Annotated in this window: 23 protein-coding genes; 18 read left to right on the forward strand and 5 right to left on the reverse strand. The window is 34.0% G+C overall.

The genetic code is table 11. The features are described from left to right. The 5 genes from J8M14_RS19500 to J8M14_RS19520 all read left to right on the forward strand — a co-directional run. Positions 1-948 (forward strand): hypothetical protein (locus tag J8M14_RS19500; protein WP_211076507.1); only part of this gene is annotated, 948 nt, incomplete at its 5' end. A gap of 12 nt (positions 949-960) precedes the next feature. After that, the gene (locus J8M14_RS19505; RefSeq protein ID WP_211076508.1) at positions 961-1,476 is read left to right on the forward strand and encodes a hypothetical protein; all 516 of its coding nucleotides are present in this window, start codon (positions 961-963) and stop codon (positions 1,474-1,476) included. A gap of 1 nt (position 1,477) precedes the next feature. Continuing rightward, a complete protein-coding gene (locus J8M14_RS19510) occupies positions 1,478-2,434 on the forward strand; it encodes a hypothetical protein (RefSeq protein WP_211076509.1) in 957 nt (318 codons plus the stop codon). Continuing rightward, on the forward strand, positions 2,431-3,510 hold the full coding sequence (locus J8M14_RS19515; protein ID WP_211076510.1) for a hypothetical protein: 1,080 nt from the start codon (positions 2,431-2,433) through the stop codon (positions 3,508-3,510). Before J8M14_RS19510 ends, J8M14_RS19515 begins: the two co-directional genes overlap by 4 nt. Before the next feature lie 6 nt (positions 3,511-3,516). Further along, positions 3,517-4,683: a gliding motility-associated C-terminal domain-containing protein gene (locus J8M14_RS19520; RefSeq protein WP_211076511.1), complete on the forward strand. Its 1,167-nt coding sequence runs from the start codon at positions 3,517-3,519 to the stop codon at positions 4,681-4,683. 13 nt (positions 4,684-4,696) lie between these two features. On the opposite strand, the gene J8M14_RS19525 is transcribed toward J8M14_RS19520, so the two are convergent. Beyond that, a complete protein-coding gene (locus J8M14_RS19525) occupies positions 4,697-5,122 on the reverse strand; it encodes a GNAT family N-acetyltransferase (protein WP_211076512.1) in 426 nt (141 codons plus the stop codon). 63 nt (positions 5,123-5,185) lie between these two features. On the opposite strand from J8M14_RS19525, the gene J8M14_RS19530 reads away from it, so the two are divergent. The 5 genes from J8M14_RS19530 (at position 5,186) to J8M14_RS19550 (ending at position 8,472) form a co-directional block, all read left to right on the forward strand. Beyond that, positions 5,186-5,749 carry an ATP-dependent Clp protease proteolytic subunit gene (locus J8M14_RS19530; protein WP_348772861.1) on the forward strand — a complete coding sequence of 188 codons (564 nt, stop codon included), beginning with the start codon at positions 5,186-5,188 and terminating at the stop codon, positions 5,747-5,749. Positions 5,750-5,760: 11 nt separating this feature from the next. Continuing rightward, positions 5,761-6,264: a GNAT family N-acetyltransferase gene (locus J8M14_RS19535; RefSeq protein ID WP_211076514.1), complete on the forward strand. Its 504-nt coding sequence runs from the start codon at positions 5,761-5,763 to the stop codon at positions 6,262-6,264. A 10-nt stretch (positions 6,265-6,274) separates the two neighbouring features. Then, positions 6,275-7,000: a M15 family metallopeptidase gene (locus J8M14_RS19540; RefSeq protein WP_211076515.1), complete on the forward strand. Its 726-nt coding sequence runs from the start codon at positions 6,275-6,277 to the stop codon at positions 6,998-7,000. A gap of 53 nt (positions 7,001-7,053) precedes the next feature. Next, positions 7,054-7,542: a CAP domain-containing protein gene (locus J8M14_RS19545; protein ID WP_211076516.1), complete on the forward strand. Its 489-nt coding sequence runs from the start codon at positions 7,054-7,056 to the stop codon at positions 7,540-7,542. Positions 7,543-7,704: 162 nt separating this feature from the next. After that, positions 7,705-8,472, forward strand: a complete 768-nt coding sequence (locus J8M14_RS19550) for a M48 family metalloprotease (protein WP_211076517.1) — start codon at positions 7,705-7,707, stop codon at positions 8,470-8,472. A 52-nt stretch (positions 8,473-8,524) separates the two neighbouring features. Here J8M14_RS19550 and J8M14_RS19555 read toward each other — a convergent pair whose 3' ends face one another. Next, positions 8,525-8,908 (reverse strand): ankyrin repeat domain-containing protein, encoded by a 384-nt coding sequence (locus tag J8M14_RS19555; RefSeq protein WP_211076518.1) that lies wholly within the window; start codon positions 8,906-8,908, stop codon positions 8,525-8,527. Between the two features lie 213 nt (positions 8,909-9,121). After that, the gene (locus J8M14_RS19560; protein ID WP_211076519.1) at positions 9,122-9,505 is read right to left on the reverse strand and encodes an ankyrin repeat domain-containing protein; all 384 of its coding nucleotides are present in this window, start codon (positions 9,503-9,505) and stop codon (positions 9,122-9,124) included. A 312-nt stretch (positions 9,506-9,817) separates the two neighbouring features. Between J8M14_RS19560 and gpmI the strand changes: the two genes are divergently transcribed. From gpmI to J8M14_RS19575, 3 genes are all read left to right on the forward strand, one after another. Continuing rightward, on the forward strand, positions 9,818-11,332 hold the full coding sequence (gpmI, locus tag J8M14_RS19565) for a 2,3-bisphosphoglycerate-independent phosphoglycerate mutase (RefSeq protein ID WP_211076520.1): 1,515 nt from the start codon (positions 9,818-9,820) through the stop codon (positions 11,330-11,332). A 236-nt stretch (positions 11,333-11,568) separates the two neighbouring features. Then, the gene (locus J8M14_RS19570) at positions 11,569-12,141 is read left to right on the forward strand and encodes an RNA polymerase sigma factor (RefSeq protein ID WP_282100270.1); all 573 of its coding nucleotides are present in this window, start codon (positions 11,569-11,571) and stop codon (positions 12,139-12,141) included. Further along, positions 12,138-13,226 carry a FecR domain-containing protein gene (locus J8M14_RS19575; protein WP_211076522.1) on the forward strand — a complete coding sequence of 363 codons (1,089 nt, stop codon included), beginning with the start codon at positions 12,138-12,140 and terminating at the stop codon, positions 13,224-13,226. Before J8M14_RS19570 ends, J8M14_RS19575 begins: the two co-directional genes overlap by 4 nt. 50 nt (positions 13,227-13,276) lie before the next feature. Here the strand turns inward: J8M14_RS19575 and J8M14_RS19580 are convergent, their stop codons facing one another. Beyond that, positions 13,277-13,657 carry a transcriptional repressor gene (locus tag J8M14_RS19580; protein WP_211076523.1) on the reverse strand — a complete coding sequence of 127 codons (381 nt, stop codon included), beginning with the start codon at positions 13,655-13,657 and terminating at the stop codon, positions 13,277-13,279. 61 nt (positions 13,658-13,718) lie between these two features. Here J8M14_RS19580 and J8M14_RS19585 point away from each other — a divergent pair, with 61 nt between their 5' ends. Further along, positions 13,719-13,886 carry a hypothetical protein gene (locus J8M14_RS19585; RefSeq protein WP_211076524.1) on the forward strand — a complete coding sequence of 56 codons (168 nt, stop codon included), beginning with the start codon at positions 13,719-13,721 and terminating at the stop codon, positions 13,884-13,886. A 101-nt stretch (positions 13,887-13,987) separates the two neighbouring features. Beyond that, entirely contained in the window at positions 13,988-14,899 is a 912-nt protein-coding gene (locus J8M14_RS19590) for an NAD(P)/FAD-dependent oxidoreductase (protein WP_211076525.1), read from the forward strand. Between the two features lie 115 nt (positions 14,900-15,014). Here J8M14_RS19590 and J8M14_RS19595 read toward each other — a convergent pair whose 3' ends face one another. Beyond that, the gene (locus tag J8M14_RS19595; protein WP_211076526.1) at positions 15,015-15,866 is read right to left on the reverse strand and encodes a hypothetical protein; all 852 of its coding nucleotides are present in this window, start codon (positions 15,864-15,866) and stop codon (positions 15,015-15,017) included. Positions 15,867-16,027: 161 nt separating this feature from the next. Here J8M14_RS19595 and J8M14_RS19600 point away from each other — a divergent pair, with 161 nt between their 5' ends. From J8M14_RS19600 to J8M14_RS19610, 3 genes are all read left to right on the forward strand, one after another. Continuing rightward, positions 16,028-16,606: a thioredoxin family protein gene (locus J8M14_RS19600; RefSeq protein ID WP_211076527.1), complete on the forward strand. Its 579-nt coding sequence runs from the start codon at positions 16,028-16,030 to the stop codon at positions 16,604-16,606. Between the two features lie 63 nt (positions 16,607-16,669). Further along, positions 16,670-17,491 carry a type I methionyl aminopeptidase gene (gene map, locus J8M14_RS19605; protein ID WP_211076528.1) on the forward strand — a complete coding sequence of 274 codons (822 nt, stop codon included), beginning with the start codon at positions 16,670-16,672 and terminating at the stop codon, positions 17,489-17,491. A gap of 47 nt (positions 17,492-17,538) precedes the next feature. Then, positions 17,539-18,306, forward strand: a complete 768-nt coding sequence (locus J8M14_RS19610) for a class I SAM-dependent methyltransferase (RefSeq protein WP_211076529.1) — start codon at positions 17,539-17,541, stop codon at positions 18,304-18,306. Positions 18,307-18,357 lie beyond the last annotated feature (51 nt).

Here is an 18,357-nt window from a genome sequence, read left to right on the forward strand (position 1 = left end):
GCCGATGGGATCACTAATGCCAAAGTAGCTGACAATGCCATTCAAACTGAAAATATACTCGATGGAACGGTTGCCACAGCCGATATTGCCAATGATGCCATAACTGTTATCAAAATCGCTGATGATGTTGCCGATCAGGTGCTTACAACTGATTCCACTGGAAATCCTCAATGGGAAGATAAGTCAAATCTGCAAGGTCCTTGGACAGATGATGCTGATGACACTCCTGCTACAAGTGCTGATGGTAACATCTATAATAACGGCACTGTAGGAGTAGGTGATTTTTCGGGGGGAACAACTATTGATGCTAACTTACATGTAAGAGGAACGGGAACATTAGTTAGAGCAGGTGAATCGGCTGGAACTCGTTTGGATATAAACACTACAGGAAACAATACTGTTTTAGAACAAAGCTCAGCTGTGGGAATAGGAAGTCTTATCCTAAGAACAGAGGCTGATGCTGCTAAAGAAGTGGAACTTAAAAACACAGGAGAGATACAAGCAAAAGCATATGGAGAAGCGAATGTTGATGTACAGGTAACAGCAGCTAAACAACCCGTAGTAGGAATTGCATCTGATAATCAAGGTAATTTCTTAGAAGTACCGGTCATTTTTGCTGCAGGAAAAGCACCTTCTGGAGGTGGTGGTACACATTTTAATGCAACTGTCACAAAAATAACTACCAACAACCCTGCTGGTGGTGGTGGTAACGCCAACGGAGATTATCAGGTTACTTTTACAACCGCACTCTCCAGTACAAATTATATTATCCAACTTACATTACAAGATGGTGCTGGTGTTGGTAATGATGATTTAGACATTTCATATTATGATCAACAAACAACTGGTTTTAAAGTAAATATAGGAGATAATGATAATGGAGGAGGCAATAGAGCAGATAGAGACTCAGAATTTATGTTTACTGTAATCAGAATACCTGGTTTCTAAAATACATCAGCTATGAAAAACACAGCACTTATCATCTTATTTCTCTGCACTTCCACTTTAGTTAAAGCGCAAGTGGACCCTGAACTTATCTTAGCCTTAAAGAAAGGAACTACTACAGAAATTGCTGCTATATCTACTGCAAATATTGATGAAGGATATATGATATACGATACAGATATCAAAGCAGTATACGTATATAATGGAACCACTTGGCGCAAACTCTATTTTGGGCCTCTTGTCAATGCTCAAACAGGAAACTATACATTACAAGCTTCTGATGATGGTAATGTATTAACTTTTACCAGTGCCACAGATGTTACCCTTACTATACCCGCCGGTCTACCCATAGGGTTTAATGTAAGTGTATATCAGCAAGGCGCAGGACAAGTTCAGGTAACCGGCGGAGGCGGAGTTATTGTTCAAAACAGACTTGCTCGATTTTTTACGGCGGGCACAGGAGCGGGAATCGGTATTATTGCAACAGGAACAGATGTATATAATGTAACAGGAGATTTAAAAAAGAACTAAGGTGAAATTAATTCTCATATATATATTGTTATGTTTTGGTGTAGCTATGCATGCACAAATAGGAAATTACAATCAATTTCCTGCCATGCAGCCATATCATATTCTAGATGATGAAACGCTAACCACAGATATTGCCTTTGCATATTCTTTAAGACTTCTTAGATCTGATTATGAAGGTGCGCTTATTAAGTTACGAAGGGATTCAGATAATGCAACGTTGGATTTTTTCTGCGGTGGCGATGATCGTGTAGACATAGAAGCTATAGATGCTTGGAGAGGAGCGGCAAATGTTTTTGTAGAACGATGGTATGACCAAAGTGAGATTGGTAGGGATGCTATTCAAACCAATACGACACAACAACCTCAATTTATTCCTGATCCTACCCAACCTTATTTTGCAGGAGATGGGGCAAATGATATTCTTTTTGTAGAAGATACTATGGCAGAAGTTACAGAAAATGGCAAAAACGGATCTGTAGCAGGGGTATTTTATGCTACAGATCGTGCTGATTCTGCATTTGGAGCTTTAACTGGTGGAGATAGGTGGTTGGTACATATCAATTGGGTGGATGAATTTTGTTATTTTGATCCTGGTTATTGTTGTAATAACCCAAGAAGGTTTAGAAATGAACTACCTACCACAACAAACCCAGGCAGTCTAAATGTTTGGGATCAATATTCATTTATCCGAAGAGATGATCCTGGTAACGCAACTATAGACAGAACAATACTTAGATTAGGGGGTGTCGAAAGAGTAAATGGTAACTTTCCGGATAATCAATCCTTTGGACCTACCGCTATACCCTTTGGAATATGTGCTTTAGCCACAAATACTTCCGGAGGATCCACAAGTCGCAGTAACACTCGTTTTGCTGAAATAATAATGTGGAATCGTGGAAAAGAAGATACCTTTATTCAGGAAATAGAAGAAAATCAAATAGCCTTTTGGAATTTATGATAAAAACACTCCCTTTCATATTGACTTTAATTTTTTATGCTTTCGCGAAAGCGCAAGTGGATCCTGAATTGTTATTAGACCTTAAACAAGGAACAACTGCTCAGATAGCTGCAATACCTACTGCAAATATTGAAACCGGAGCTATGGTTTTTGATATAAGTTTAGGAGAAGTTTTTCAGTTTAATGGAACAAAATGGGTACAGATGTTATCTGAAGATTCCGGATGGAAAATAGATGGTAATACAGACACTGATGATACTACAGATTTTATAGGTACCACAGATGCTCAAGATCTCATATTAAAAGCAAATGATAGTGATGAGCTTCGTATTTCTGCTTCAAATGGTCAATTATTAGTTAACGAAGCTCCAAATTTTAATAATCATCCATTGGTTATTAGAGCTTCAGGCGTTGATGTATTAGCTTTTCAAAACTCTAGTGGCACACCTGAATGGCATTGGAATTTATTAGGAAACGGTTTGAATTTTGTAGAAAGCAACGTAGCGGATTACAGAATGTTTTTAGAAAACGGAGGTAACTTAGGTATAAATACAGACAATCCGGAAGCTACATTGGATATTAACCCTGTAAGCAATGAAGTACCGCTTAGAGTACGCCCCAACACGACCACTCCCACCGGTGCAAACCGAGGAGAGTTTTATGTAGACAATACTGATGGATTATTATATGCTTATGATCAAACTAGGGGAAAATGGTTAAGTGTCGATCGTACCATGATAGGTTGGGGAAGAAACTCTGGAAACGCATCAAATGAGTATTTAAGACAATTTAATGGAGCACAATCCAACAACAATGGGTGGCGAATGATAAGGGATGGGACTATTACTGCTATTACTGTGCAAAGTAACAATGTAGACACCTTTGATATAGAAATTGAAAACAATGATAACACCACCCCTATTTTTACATTCACCATTACCAATGCTGAAGGTGGGCATAATAACACAGTTAATGTAGATTTTAATGAAGGGGATTTTCTACAATGCTTTCTTCCTAATGTGGCAGGAGGAGTAGCATTTCCACAAGTATTGATCGAAATAGCATGGAGAAAATAGTTTGATATGATGAAATACATAAAATATATTAGTTTACTTGTTATAATACAACTCAGTCTTTCGGGTTTTGGTCAAGAAGCTTTTCATAATTTTGGAAACGTCCAAATCCATGATCAAGGTCAGATTGGATTTCATATCAATTTAATCAATGATGGTACTTTTGATCAAAATCTGGGACTTGCCGGGTTTTATAACCAAAATAATAATCTTACGGTTTCCGGTACTAATCGCCCAATATTTAATGACCTGGAAATTGATGTTCCAGACGACCTATTTCTCGAAATAGCTATGGGTGTCACTAATTCGCAACAATTTATAAGTGGTCGTGTGAATACACCCAGAGACAATATTGATGTTTCATTAGATTATATTAATGATGCAATTTATTTAAACGAAAATGATTTTAGTTTTGTCGACGGTTATAGTGCTATAACTGGGCTTTTGGATTTTACTTTCCCTATTGGAGATGATGAGCGATTACGTCCAATGAGTATTGATAATGAAGCTGCCATAAACACTTCTAAAGGAGCCTACTTCTTTGAAGATCCAAATTTCCCTGGTATAAGCATCTTCCCGTCCGGTGGTTTTGACACCACTAATTTTGGCAATCTACTATTCGGAGTTAGTGATATTGAGTTTTGGGATTTGGATGGAGATGTAGAAACCAGAGTTACCCTTACTTGGGATGACAGTAGTAATATTGATGAATTGGTAAGTAGTTTGACAGATCTCAGAGTTGCTGGCTGGGACAGAAACCTCGAGCAATGGGTCAACTTAGGTAACCTAGGAACTACAGGAGATTTAATTAACGGTGAAATTATATCACAACCTATAATTCCTAATGATTATGTAGTACTTACCTTTGGTTCTTCTAATCGTATATTAGACGGTGATTTTGAAATTTTTAATGCTGTTTCCCCTAATGGGGATGGTATTAATGACACCTTTATCATCCAAGGAATAGCACAATTTCCTAATAATGAACTTTTTATTTTTAATCGATGGGGTGTAGAGGTATTTAGCCAAAAAGGGTATAATAATACTTGGGGCGGAATCTCTGAAGGAAGAGCTACAATTGCCAAAGGAAAAGAGCTTCCTGTAGGAACATATTACTATGTTTTGTATATAAATGGTCAACAAGATCGTGCAGGATATTTATATATAAACAGGTAATAAATTTCGAATATTATAACTTCTTCACAAAGTGATGTGCCCATATTTCATAGCCTTCATTCAAGTAAAACTTATGTGAAGGGTAATTGCTTACATAACTATTTAACTCAGAAGTTTCGCAACCTTTATTTCGAGCATACTCGTAGATCCAAGAAAATACTTCTTTTCCTATTCCTCTGCCTCTATATTTATCATCAATATACACATGATCAGGCTCACAAGACTTGCCTGCATAATGGCGAGTCATAAACCATAGACCAAATACACCTATTATTTTTCCTTCAAAATGTACTCCCCAGCACTCATAATTCTGATCAAACATTTCAGAGAAACGTTGTCCCAAAACTTTGTCTTCTAACTGATTATTCATCAATTTTTGAATCATTGGAAGAATTGTAGAGATATCTTGCTTTAAAATTTTGTGAAATGCTAAATCCATATGATGCTTTTCTGCAAAAATAATTATACATTTATCTGGTATATTTAAAGAAATCTTAAAAAAATAAAAACCGCGATAATGAAAGAAAAATCAGGAAAAACACAGGATCTGATCGATAAAAAATTTTTGGAAGAACGTAGTGTTTTCCTTTGGGGACAGGTAGATGATAAATCTGCCAAACATGTAATCGATAGATTAATGTATCTGGACATGATTAATAATGACGAAATTAAATTATATATCAATAGCCCTGGAGGCTATGTTACTTCGGGCTTTGCAATGTATGATACAATAAAAAGTTTGAAAAGCCCTGTATCCACAATCTGTACAGGTTTAGCTGCTTCTATGGGATCTATTTTGCTCAGTGTTGGAGAAAAAGGGCGTAGATTCATTCAACCACACGCTAAGGTGATGATTCATCAACCCAGTGGAGGAGCTCGAGGACAAGCTTCTAATATAGAAATACAAGCTGCAGAAATCCTTAAGACTAAAGAATTAAGTGCACAGATTCTCGCAGATAATTGCGGACAAGACTTTGATAAAGTATTAAAAGACTTCAACCGTGATTACTGGATGGATGCTCAGGAATCATTAGATTATGGTATTATAGATGGTATTTTATCTTAATAATCAGTACTGTGGAAACCATTTTTTCTACAGAAAGATTATTGTTTAGAAAACTCCAAACAGAAGACGCAAAAAACCTCTATGAACTCAATCTTGATCCAGATGTCATCAGATATACAGGAGATCAACCATTTAGTTCAATTGTTGAAGCAGAAGATTTTATTATAAATTATACTGCATACACAGATTATGGCATAGGCCGATGGGCTGTGATTCATAAAAAAACCCGGGAATTCCTGGGTTTTTGCGGTTTAAAATATCATCCAGACGAAAACATAGTAGAAATTGGCTTTAGGTTTTTTAAAAGATATTGGAATCAAGGCTACGCTACTGAAGCTGGAAAAGGAGCTATAGCATATGGTTTTACTATTATGGGATATAAAGAAATCTACGCACATGTACATCAAAACAATGATGCTTCCAAGAGAGTATTAGAAAAGATAGGACTAACTTTTCAAAAAGAAATTATCTATGATGGAGTACCTGCCTTCTTATATAAAATAGAAAAAACGTAATTTAGATCCTATGCAAAGAAGAAATTTTATAAAAACTAATGCTATGGTGGCATTAGGTCTATCATTAACCTCGTTTTCTATGTTTCAGTCTCAATTTTCTAAAGATGACCTTATGGGAAAGAGTGATCCAACATTATATGGTCATGGATACAAACTTCAAAAAGAAGTCTATGAAGCTTTTCTGAAGATGAAAGCTGAAGCTGCTAAAAGCGGTATCAAAATCAAAGTCGTTTCCAGCTATCGTAACTACGCACATCAAAACCGGATTTGGGAGCGTAAATACAAGAAATTCACCTCAGAAGGGCTCTCTCCTATTCAAGTAATCAAAAAAATTGTGGAATATTCTACCATTCCAGGAACCTCCAGACATCACTGGGGTACTGATCTCGATATTGTGGATGGTAATCCACCTCAACCCAAAGGATTATTACTAGAGAAAAACTTTGAGAATAATGGACCATTTTGCAAATTCAAAGAATGGATGGACAAACATGCAGAAAGCTTTGGATTCTATTTAGTGTATACAGATATGAAAGATCGAAAAGGGTTTAAATATGAACCCTGGCACTATTCTTATGCATCACTTTCTATTCCTATGTTAAAAGAATATCAAAAACTAGATATTAAAACCGAATTACAAAAGGCCAAACTTATGGGTAGCTCTCACTTTACAGAAGATTTCATACAGCAATATATTAAAGAAAACATTTTTGATATTAACCCCCAATTATTATAAGACATACTAAAACGCTAATATTTTAGTTATTATATTTCCAAGACTCAACTAAAATGAAAACGACTTTAGTAAAATATTTAAGGATATTTACGCTGCTACTTTTCGTTATCTCATGCTCTGATGATAGTTCTTCAGAAATCGAACAACCAGTAATTACTAATCTGGTTAATGATATTTCAGTTGCAAACGAAATTCATAGACTTGTTAATCAACACAGACAGAGTATAGGACTATCTCCATTACAAAAAAACAGTACTGCAGAAGGATTAGCTGTAGATCACACCAACTATATGATAGTTCAGGGAGATATAAGCCACGATAATTTTAATGCTCGTGGGGATATATTAAATGAAAAAGAAAATGCCAGAAATACTGCAGAAAATGTTGCTTATTTATATCGTGATGCACAAAGTGTAGTAAACGGTTGGCTTAACAGCTCCGGACATAAAAAGAATATTGAAGGTAATTATACTTATACCGGTATCGCTGCCATCAAAGATCAACAGGGAAGATATTACTATACTCAGTTATTTTATCGCTAACACATGTGCTTGACTATGCTAGTGTACTAAACAAGTTTATTGCCCTGTATAATACCTCTAGTAGTTGCTTATCAAAAAGTGTCAATACATTTATTGGTAAGCAACTTTTTTATTTAGTAACTTTAAAAAACATTTGATTATTAATTAGAAAACTCAATTTTTATGAGACGTGGTGGCATGAAAATAAGGATATTAATCGGACTTGCGATTGTAGCCTTTGCCTTTATTAAGAAATGTAATAATAAAACTGAAAACCCATATACTCACCGAGTTCAGAATATAGATATGACCAGCGATGAGGAGATAAAAATTGGTTTAGCAAGTGCTCCACAAATGGCTGAGCAACATGGCGGTTTATATAATGATCAAAAATTACAGAGTTATATTGATATGGTAGGTAATAAACTGGTTAATTCTAGTATGGCCAAAAAAACACCATATAAGTATGAATTTCATCTTTTGGCAGATCCAAATACGATAAATGCTTTTGCATTACCCGGAGGGCAAATATTTATTACCTATGCGCTACTATCTAAGTTAGAAAATGAAGATCAGGTAGCAGGTGTTTTAGGCCATGAAATTGGTCATGTTTTAGGAAGGCATTCTGCAGAAAGAATTGCAGAACACGAATTTTGGAAAACTATTTCTACAGGTGCATCAGTAGGTGCAGATATGGGAGGCTTAGTCAACGGAATTGGGCAAAACATCCTTTTAGGTAATGGACGAGATGATGAATTAGAAAGTGATAAACTTGGTGTTCTTTTTATGCTTAATGCTGGTTATAATCCGGAAGAAATGATAGGTGTGATGAAAATTCTAAAGGCCGCAGCAGGACCCAATAAAACTCCGGAGTTTCAGAGTACTCACCCTGATCCAGAAAATCGTATAGAAAAAATAAAAGAAGCCATAAGAGAATATAGCGGAAAATAAAACCCCATCTGCAATGAAACAAATGGGGTTCTACACTACATTAATACTGTCACTACGACAATTCTTTAAGTAATGCCATTGCTTCTTTAGCATTAGATAATTTTGCAAACTTCATTGCATTATATCCTTTTTCGTTTTTAGTTTTGATTTTGGCTCCTTTTTCTACCAATACTTTAATAATATCTACACGATTATAACGAGCTGCATACATTAATGGAGTCATACCATTTGATTTCTTATTAACATCAGTTCCTAACTCAATTAATTTCTTAACAGTTTCGGTGTCTCCTTTTACAATAGCCATGCAAAAAGGACTGGTTTGATTGTTTGCAACAAATTCATAGGTATGACTATCAACAGTCATATTGTTTTCTAAAGCAAAACTTGCAGATGATACTAACAATGCAGTTAGTGTAAATAAAACGATTTTTCTCATGATGAATGAATTTTTAGATTAATTAATTTGATTACTTATAAGACCATCAAACACATTGTTTTGTTACAAACAAGAAAATTATATAACATAACTTTAACCTTTTCACGAGTATTTATATACTGAAAATCAAATAATTAACAAAACATAAAAAAATCCGCTCAACAATAAATTAAGTTAAGCGGATTTACTTTACATAGTGCTAACTCTGTATAGTTATTTCTGTTTAAGTTCTTTTAACATATTTATTGCATCATTGGCTCCAGATCTTTCCGCATACCTCGCAGCTGTATTGCCCTTTGCATCTTTTCTACTTATTTTAGCACCATTGGCTACTAATAATTTAATAATCTCTACTCTATTATACCGCGCAGCATACATAAGAGGAGTCATTCCTCCGGAGAAGCTATTAACTTCTGTACCTAATTCAATCATTTTCTTGACCATCTCATAATCCCCTTTTGCTACAGAAATACAAAAAGGTGATACGTTTGTAATCTCTGTCTTTTTAACTGCATAAGGTCTTAGATCTTTTACCGGATCATTGGCTAAAACCAATCCTATGGTCATACATAATACTAAAACTGTTAACTTTCTCATTTTTTTTAGATTTTAAGTTCAATTACTGATTTGTGTATTGTCAAATTTGACGGCGCAAATAAATTACATTATTCTTACTCAAATAACCAAAATATCAAGAATAACTCATTTTTAACCTTCCCTACACAAATTCGTTAACGATTTCACAAAAAATGCTTTTATTTAATATTTCAAAAAGGAATAGATAACACAGGAATAACTCCCTCTTTTTGCCCACTTATCATCGAAATCGTAACTTAGCCTCTTATTTTATTTTTTTGAGGCTATGACTCAATTACCAACCAACCAAAAACTTTTTATTAAGAATACATTATGAATAAAAAAGTAATCCTAATGATACTAGATGGATGGGGGACTTCTCCTGACCCTAAAGTATCTGCTATTGATCACGCAGCAACACCATTTATTGATAGTTTATATACCAAATACCCTAATGCAGCTTTACGAACCGACGGCCTTCATGTTGGTTTACCAGATGGTCAGATGGGAAATAGTGAAGTAGGTCATATGAATCTAGGTGCTGGCAGAATTGTATATCAGGATTTGGCTAAGATTAATATGGCGGTAGAAAACAACACGCTAAAAGATGAATCTACTCTAAAAGATGCTTTTCAATATGCCAAAGACAATAATAAAAATATCCACTTACTAGGTTTGGTAAGTGACGGTGGAGTTCATTCTCATATTAATCATATTAAAGGGTTACTAAACGCGGCAAATGATGCACAAGTAGACAATGTATTTCTTCATGCATTTACAGATGGTAGAGATGTAGATCCAAAGTCAGGAAAAGGACATATTCAGGATATTCAGGATCACATGTCCAAAAGTACTGGTAAACTAGCTTCTATTATTGGTAGATATTATGCTATGGATCGTGATAAAAGATGGGAACGCGTTAAGCTGGCTTATGATCTAGTTGTTAATGGGATTGGAGAATCTAGCAACAATGCTATCGATAGTATCCAAACTAGTTATGATAACGATATTACAGACGAGTTTATAAAACCGATTGTAGTAGAAGAAAACGGAGCTCCAATAGCTACCATACAGGAAGATGATGTGATCATTTTCTTTAACTTCAGAACTGATCGTGGACGAGAGCTTACAGAAATGCTATCCCAAAATGATATGCACGAATACAATACTCATAAGTTACCTCTTTACTATGTAACGATGACTAATTATGATGATAGTTTTAAAGGCATCAACGTAATTTATGACAAAGACAATATCACAGGGACCCTGGGAGAAGTACTTGCTAAAGCAGGAAAGACCCAAATCAGAATTGCAGAGACAGAAAAATATCCACATGTTACGTTTTTCTTCTCAGGAGGCCAAGAAGAACCTTTTGAGGGTGAAAGCAGGATACTGAGAAATTCTCCAAAGGTTGCTACTTATGACCTAAAACCAGAGATGAGTGCATATGAATTAAGAGATGCTTTAGTTCCAGAATTACAAAAAGGAGAAGTAGATTTCGTTTGTCTTAACTTTGCCAATGGTGATATGGTAGGACATACAGGAGTAATGGAAGCTGCAATTAAAGCTTGTGAGGCTGTGGATGAATGCGTAAAAGATGTTATTACGACTGGTCTGGAGAATGGATACGCCACTTTGCTTATTGCTGATCATGGTAACTGTGAAACTATGATTAACCCTGACGGGTCTCCGCATACGGCTCATACTACCAATCCGGTTCCTTTTATTTTGATCGATAATGATCAGATCAAAGTTAAAGATGGAGTTCTTGGAGATATGGCTCCTACAATCTTGGAGCTGATTGGCGTAAGCAAACCAGAAGTAATGACTGGCAAATCGCTTATTTAACTTATAATTTTATAATAAAAACTAGTCCCTAATGATAAAAGCGTTAGGGATTTTTTGTTACTTCCAATTCAAAACATGGACTATTTTCTGCGGTATAATTAGGGTTTAACATTCTTTTTATTAAATTGAAACATCTTTTTTTTTGTTAAAACATCTAAAAAAGTAGAATAAAGACGCAGCGAAATCCGATACTCTAGGTTATATACCATGAGCTTTTTTATGCACTAACCAAATCCATGAATAAAGAAGAGCAAGACAGATTAGTTAAAGCCTGTAAAAAGGGTAATCGGGATGCCATGGAAAAACTTTACACTTTTTTCGTACCACGAATGATTGCAGTAAGTAAACGTTATTGCAAGAATCAATCTGATGCAGAAGATGTTGTACAAGAAGCCTTTATCAAAGTCTTCAAGAGTATAAAAAAATATAATCACAAAGGAATGCTAGGAAGCTGGATTGAACGTATCGTTGTTAATTCAGCTATTGATCATTGGCATAAACTAAAAAAAACAGTTCATATAGAAGATTCGGATTTTTTTGAAGACAATGAACAAGGTGTAAACGAATCTGAGCAAGATTATTTATCAAAGGAAATATCTATAGAAAAATTAAGAACGTTAATCAGTGATTTACCTGAACAATATCGTTATGTTCTGAATCTTTATGCTATAGAAGGATATTCTCATAAAGAAATAGGAAAAATGCTTAAGATCAAAGAGAGTACATCGAGATCAAATTACACGAGAGCTAGAAAAAAGCTGTTGGAGAATATGAAAAATAATGGAATGGTAAAAATCAATAACGGATGAAAGATGATAAAGGCCATTTAGAAGAACTCTTGCAATCCAAGTTTAAGGATGATGTTGTCAAACCATCTACCAATATGTTTGATGATATCTACGATGCTTTACAGGAGGAAAAAACAAATCGAAACTATTTGCCGTGGTATCAAGCTGGTATTATAGCTCTAATTATATGCGCTATACTCGGTCTTTATTACTTTACAAATAATAAAACTTCAGAGAAAACCGATATTATTCCAGAAACTTCAGAACAAGATATTAATATAACGCCAGCTAAAAACGAAAAGCCAATCATCCAAAAAGAAGAACAACAAATAGTAATAGATACTATTAAAACCATACCAGCAGTAACTAAAGAACCGGTTAAAACTGAATCCCCCAAGGAAGAAATTATTACTTCACAAGCGGAAGAAGACCTAAAAGAGAAAGGGTTAATAGGAATGTCTTATATAGCTTCAGAAAAATATGCTTCAACAAAGCAAACCAAATATCTAAAACTACCTGACTCAAGTACTATTGTATTACGAAGAAGTAGCCGAGTTAATTATTATGATGCTTCGCTACTAAATTATAGAAGAGTATATCTTACCGGAACAGTATTCTTTAGTATAAATGATAATACATCCAAACCATTTGTCATATATGGCAAACAAGGTAAGGTAGAAGTTCATGGCAATTCCTTTGCTATGTCAACCAAAAAAGATGGAGATTATATGACACTTATTGAAGGATCTGCCGAAATAACTCATTTAGCAACAGATGAAAAACAAAAGATTACTCCTGGTGAAAGCTTTAAGATAACTACTCAGGAAATTGTAACTATAGAAAAATCACCTAATCAGTTCGCTTGGAAAACAGGTAATCTATATTATCAAAATGTCAAATTAGAAGAAATTCTAAATGACTTGGAAGAAAACTTTGATGCTAAAATCAGACTAAAGAATAGATCGTTATTAAATTGTCAATATACAGGTAATTTTAATGATGCTGCTACCGAAAAAGTATTGAATAGCATTGTCAAATCACTTACGTTAAAACTAAGCAAAAAAGATGGTGTTTATATCATATCGGGGAAAGGGAATTGTAATTAGTAGATATGTATTACTTTTATGGACTACCTACCTACAACTTTAAGACAGTTTTACGAACAGTTTTTGCAATAACCAGAGATAATCCCATTAAAAGACTTTGAAACGTACCCGCTTGGTAACGGAACATCAATTTCGTTATTTATACATTCTAATTTTCCACAATCAAGGCATCTGAAGTGAAAATGATTATGGTCACGTTTCTCTATTCCATTACCATAGTTCAAACATAGCGCAAAATACCGCTTACCATCATCACCTACAATTTTATGAACCCAACCATCCTCACAAAATCTATTTAGAATACGATAAATTGTTGCCCTATCAATATTAGAAACTAATCGTGCTTGCAACATATCATGGCTTAATGCTGATTCAGCAGATTTCAGAATATTTAATATTTCTGTTTTGGATTGTGTGGTTCTTCTTTTCATTTTTAATGCGACTTTGTTGCAATAACGTAAAATTATCTTACTTTTACAAAAAAATAAACCTATGGCAGAATGTCTAATTGATCCAAAAGAATTGAATAATATTAAGATCGAATTTATTAATTCTGAATTTGTTGTAACGCTTGTTGACCAAACTCATATTGAGTTACTAAAAGGTTATGGTAATACGGTGATATCCGCAATTAATGATTTACATCAAAATTTAATCTAAAAATCACCAATTGATATGAAAATCTATTTGACAGATTTATCATGCATAGATAAATTGATAATTGGAGTATACCATTATCAGTAATCACAAAACGTAATTTTATGAAAGAAGACAATATATTTGAAGTCATAATAATTGGGGGTAGTTATGCAGGCCTTTCTGCTGCAATGGCATTAGGCAGATCATTAAGAAAGGTCTTAATAATAGACACTAACAAACCTTGCAACAGACAAACACCACGATCCCATAATTTTATAACACTTGATGGAAAAACGCCAAAAGAAATATCTACTCTTGCTCGACAACAGGTAGAAAAATACAAGACGGTTTCTTTTTATAATGACTTAGCAATAACTGGGACGAAAACAAAAAATGGATATAATATTTCTACACTTTCAAACAAAACATTTTCGGCAAAAAAAATAATTTTTGCGACAGGGATTAAAGATGTAATGCCTAATATCTTAGGGTTTGCAGAGTGTTGGGGAGTTTCTATTATTCATTGCCCTTATTGCCACGGATATGAAGTACGTAATGAAAAAACAGGAATATTAGGAAATGGAGATTATGGTTTTGAATTCTCCAAAATGATAAATAATTTAACCAAAGATTTGACTCTTTTTACTAATGGAAAATCTACCTTAACCATTGAGCAAACAAAAAAACTAACTGATCATAATATTAAAATCATTGAAACCGAAATCGACCGTTTTGAACAGGAAAACGGTTACCTTAAAAACATACTATTTAAAAATGGAACAAAACATTCAATAAAAGCAGTTTATTCGCAAGTGTCTTTTATTCAGCATTCTGATATCCCAGAAAAATTAGGTTGTAAATTAACAGAACAGGGATATATTGAAGTAGATGCCTTCCAAAAAACAAATATTTATGGAGTATATGCTTGTGGTGACAATACTACTTTTATCCGTTCGGTAGCAAATGCTGTTTACGCAGGTAATATCTCTGGAGCTATGGTAAATAAAGAGCTAGTAGAGGAAAAATTTAAATAAAAACATAAGACGCATCAATATTAAACATTGATTTTCATTAAATTAATAACACAAAAACTGCCCACAAATAAATTTGTAGACAGTTTTTCAAACTTAACTAACCAATATCTTTTCTTTATAAGTTAAAAGTGATAGATCCTTCATCCGAGGTAAGTGTCACTTCTTTATCACAAGTTCCGTCACCATAATCAACATTAAAATTAACACCAAAACTACTAGAGAAATCCTGAGATCCCTGAACCGGATATCTTAAGAAATTAAACCCATCAAAACATTCTCTCTTAAATACTATTGGATTACCATCCACTGTTTTAGAATTTATAAAGAATTCTTGACTAACACCTTTTAAAGAAGAAGACTCTTCTAACACTAAAGTTTCTGTTGCTGTATAACGGTCTGTGAACACAAAATTTCTGTTAGTAGTATACTCATAAGCATCACCATTTGGCTCAGTAATCAGACCATCAATGACAACATCATACACCTGTACTTCTTCATTACTAAGATTCTCTACCAAATTAGCTGTTCTATATCCTTCAAATATATATCCTTCATCCCCTCTTACATTTTTAAAAACTGTAGAGTCTTTCCATTTGCCAGTTAGAGCACCAGCAACATAATATTCTATAGTACCTCGCCAATCATCAAAACGACAAGAACTTTCATTAGAATTTACTACAACCTTATTATAGTATTCATATTCAGAAAATCCGTTTATTGGATATTCCTGATACGGAACCAATAATTCTACAGAAATACAAGATCCTTTACTACTCTTATTTGCATTTTTTAATTCTACAGAAGCTCTTTCAGAAAATCTTCCAAAATCATCCATTGCAAAATCAAGGTTTTTATATAATTCGAATGTTTCTTGATCATCCGAAGAAGATATATCGTTATCAACATCTTCTACAGTACAACTAACTACTAGTCCAAAACTTAATGCGCAAATCAATAATTTTTTCATGGTATTACTTTTTTAATGATTATTAATGTTTTCTATCTACAAAACCAGAGAAAACAAAAACGCTGCGTATTATTTTTATTTTTTGTTAAACTAAAATCAAATCATAACTCTCAACACCAGGTTTTATCTATATTAGCGAGCTATTTAATTTTTTTAAAAAAATGAGAAAAATATTTCTTTTTACTATTTCTAGCCTATTATTATCTTGTGGAAGTATATCTAAAAGCACAGTCAACGAGCAAACGACATCAAAAAATATAAGTAAAGAACCTTCTACAACAAACATACAAAGAGCTAAAGCAAATATGTTAGTAGGAAAACAAACTAGGAATGCCTTAGAACAAAATCCATATGGAATTTGGTTTAATAGTAATTTCGAAAATTATGCTGTGGATACAGAAACGGTAAAGCTACTTTCACCATACCTAGAAGACATATCTATCAAAGCATTTATGGGTACATGGTGCAGTGATAGTAAAAGAGAAACTCCTAATTTTTATAAAATACTGGATCAGGCAAACTTTAATTACAACAATCTAGAATTGATTACAGTAACCCGATCAAAGGATACCCCTGAAGGCTATGAAAAAGGATTAGATATTCAGAGAGTACCAACTTTTATATTTTATAAAAATGGAAAAGAGGTCGGACGTTATGTAGAATTTGCCAGAGAGACCTTAGAGAAAGACATATTAGCTATTTTATCAGGAGTATCTTACAAGCATTCCTATGAGGATTAGCTTGATATCCTAATATTCTTTGTAAATTTGCCTTCCTTTAATTCAGAATTGTATAATAGATATATGGGTATTATTGTAAAAACACGTGAAGAAATTGAATTAATGCGAGAGAGTGCATTAATAGTATCTAAAACGCTAGGAATGCTTGCTCCTGAGGTAAAACCAGGTGTTACCACGTTACAATTGGATAAACTTGCAGAAGAATTCATTAGAGATCATGGAGCTATACCTGGATTTTTAGGGTTGTATGATTTTCCAAATACATTATGTATGAGCCCAAATGCCCAAGTGGTTCATGGCATCCCTAATGATAAACCACTAGAAGAAGGTGATATTATATCTATTGATTGTGGAGCTGTCAAAAATGATTTCTATGGAGATCATGCCTATACTTTTCCTGTTGGAGAAGTATCTCCGGAAGTAGAACGTTTACTAAAGGTTACCAAAGAATCTTTATATGTGGGTATAGCCCAGTTTAAAGTTAATAATCGCATAGGTGATGTCGGTTATGCCATCCAAAAATTCACTGAAGATGCCGGTTATGGTGTTGTTAGAGAATTAGTAGGTCACGGATTGGGAAGAAAAATGCATGAAGATCCTGAGATGCCTAATTATGGACGTCGTGGTAAAGGGAAAAAATTTATTGAAGGAATGGTAGTAGCCATTGAGCCTATGACTAATATGGGCACACATCGTATTAAACAGCTACAGGATGGCTGGACAATTCTTACTGCAGATGGTAAGCCTAGTGCTCATTTTGAGCATGATGTTGCTATTATTGACGGTAAACCTGAAATTCTTTCGACATTTAAATATATCTACCAGGCGTTAGGTATTGAATCTGACGAAGAAGATGCTTTTAGGCAAGAGTTATTAGCAGTTTAGTATATTCTAGGATAATACTCAAAAATTGTGATTGAGTAATTATAAATATGAAAAAACTTTTCAAACTAATACTGAATACAATTCCAAGGCCTATATTGATTCGATTGAGTTATATAGCCAGACCTATTATCGTATTATTCTTAAAAGGAAAAACGTTTACAGATCCTATAGATAAAAGAAGTTTTTCTAAATTTTTACCCTATGGGTACGAAAACCCAAGAGATAATGTACTTTCTCCATCTACACTATCTCTTGAGCGCCATAGGTTATTGTGGTTATATTTACAGACTGAAACCAATTTTTTTACAGCTAAAGCCAAAGTATTACACTTTGCTCCGGAACAAGCTTTTTATAAGCGCTTTAGAAAACTGAAAAACCTGGATTATACTACCACCGATCTTAATTCTCCTTTGGCTGATGTAAAAGCCGATATCTGTAACCTTCCGTTTAAGGATGATGAATATGATATTATCTTTTGTAATCATGTTCTAGAGCATATTCCAGATGATACTAAAGCTATGCAAGAACTCTTAAGAGTATTAAAACCAGGAGGAGTGGCCATTTTACAAATACCTCAAGACCTAAATCGTGAAACTACTTTTGAAGATAATAGTATTACAGATAGAAAGGAACGTGCTAAGATATTTGGACAATATGATCACGTAAGAATATATGGTTTAGATTATTTTAATAAATTAAGGCGTATTGGTTTCAAAGTAGAAGAGGTTGATTATACTGCTAAGCTATCAGAAGAAGAAGTTACTCGATATTGTTTAGCCAAAGGAGAAATACTTCCTGTTTGCTATAAGTCCTAGTTATTTTTGAGGCAAAAGAGTCAGTATTAACTCGTCTCTTCTAAACTGATG

The organism is Aquimarina sp. MMG016, from assembly GCF_018100805.1.
Classification (GTDB): domain Bacteria; phylum Bacteroidota; class Bacteroidia; order Flavobacteriales; family Flavobacteriaceae; genus Aquimarina.

What these genes read in the sequence shown, in the direction of transcription:
- J8M14_RS19575 (WP_211076522.1), top strand. Translation starts at nt 12,138, where the DNA reads ATGAAAGATGATAAAGGCCATTTAGAAGAACTCTTGCAATCCAAGTTT.
- J8M14_RS19550 (WP_211076517.1), top strand. Translation starts at nt 7,705, where the DNA reads ATGAGACGTGGTGGCATGAAAATAAGGATATTAATCGGACTTGCGATT.
- J8M14_RS19585 (WP_211076524.1), top strand. Translation starts at nt 13,719, where the DNA reads ATGGCAGAATGTCTAATTGATCCAAAAGAATTGAATAATATTAAGATC.
- J8M14_RS19560 (WP_211076519.1), bottom strand. Translation starts at nt 9,505, where the DNA reads ATGAGAAAGTTAACAGTTTTAGTATTATGTATGACCATAGGATTGGTT.
- J8M14_RS19515 (WP_211076510.1), top strand. Translation starts at nt 2,431, where the DNA reads ATGATAAAAACACTCCCTTTCATATTGACTTTAATTTTTTATGCTTTC.
- map (WP_211076528.1), top strand. Translation starts at nt 16,670, where the DNA reads ATGGGTATTATTGTAAAAACACGTGAAGAAATTGAATTAATGCGAGAG.
- J8M14_RS19505 (WP_211076508.1), top strand. Translation starts at nt 961, where the DNA reads ATGAAAAACACAGCACTTATCATCTTATTTCTCTGCACTTCCACTTTA.
- J8M14_RS19525 (WP_211076512.1), bottom strand. Translation starts at nt 5,122, where the DNA reads ATGGATTTAGCATTTCACAAAATTTTAAAGCAAGATATCTCTACAATT.
- J8M14_RS19520 (WP_211076511.1), top strand. Translation starts at nt 3,517, where the DNA reads ATGATGAAATACATAAAATATATTAGTTTACTTGTTATAATACAACTC.
- J8M14_RS19610 (WP_211076529.1), top strand. Translation starts at nt 17,539, where the DNA reads ATGAAAAAACTTTTCAAACTAATACTGAATACAATTCCAAGGCCTATA.
- J8M14_RS19595 (WP_211076526.1), bottom strand. Translation starts at nt 15,866, where the DNA reads ATGAAAAAATTATTGATTTGCGCATTAAGTTTTGGACTAGTAGTTAGT.
- gpmI (WP_211076520.1), top strand. Translation starts at nt 9,818, where the DNA reads ATGAATAAAAAAGTAATCCTAATGATACTAGATGGATGGGGGACTTCT.
- J8M14_RS19590 (WP_211076525.1), top strand. Translation starts at nt 13,988, where the DNA reads ATGAAAGAAGACAATATATTTGAAGTCATAATAATTGGGGGTAGTTAT.
- J8M14_RS19580 (WP_211076523.1), bottom strand. Translation starts at nt 13,657, where the DNA reads ATGAAAAGAAGAACCACACAATCCAAAACAGAAATATTAAATATTCTG.
- J8M14_RS19555 (WP_211076518.1), bottom strand. Translation starts at nt 8,908, where the DNA reads ATGAGAAAAATCGTTTTATTTACACTAACTGCATTGTTAGTATCATCT.
- J8M14_RS19545 (WP_211076516.1), top strand. Translation starts at nt 7,054, where the DNA reads ATGAAAACGACTTTAGTAAAATATTTAAGGATATTTACGCTGCTACTT.
- J8M14_RS19570 (WP_282100270.1), top strand. Translation starts at nt 11,569, where the DNA reads ATGAATAAAGAAGAGCAAGACAGATTAGTTAAAGCCTGTAAAAAGGGT.
- J8M14_RS19600 (WP_211076527.1), top strand. Translation starts at nt 16,028, where the DNA reads ATGAGAAAAATATTTCTTTTTACTATTTCTAGCCTATTATTATCTTGT.
- J8M14_RS19540 (WP_211076515.1), top strand. Translation starts at nt 6,275, where the DNA reads ATGCAAAGAAGAAATTTTATAAAAACTAATGCTATGGTGGCATTAGGT.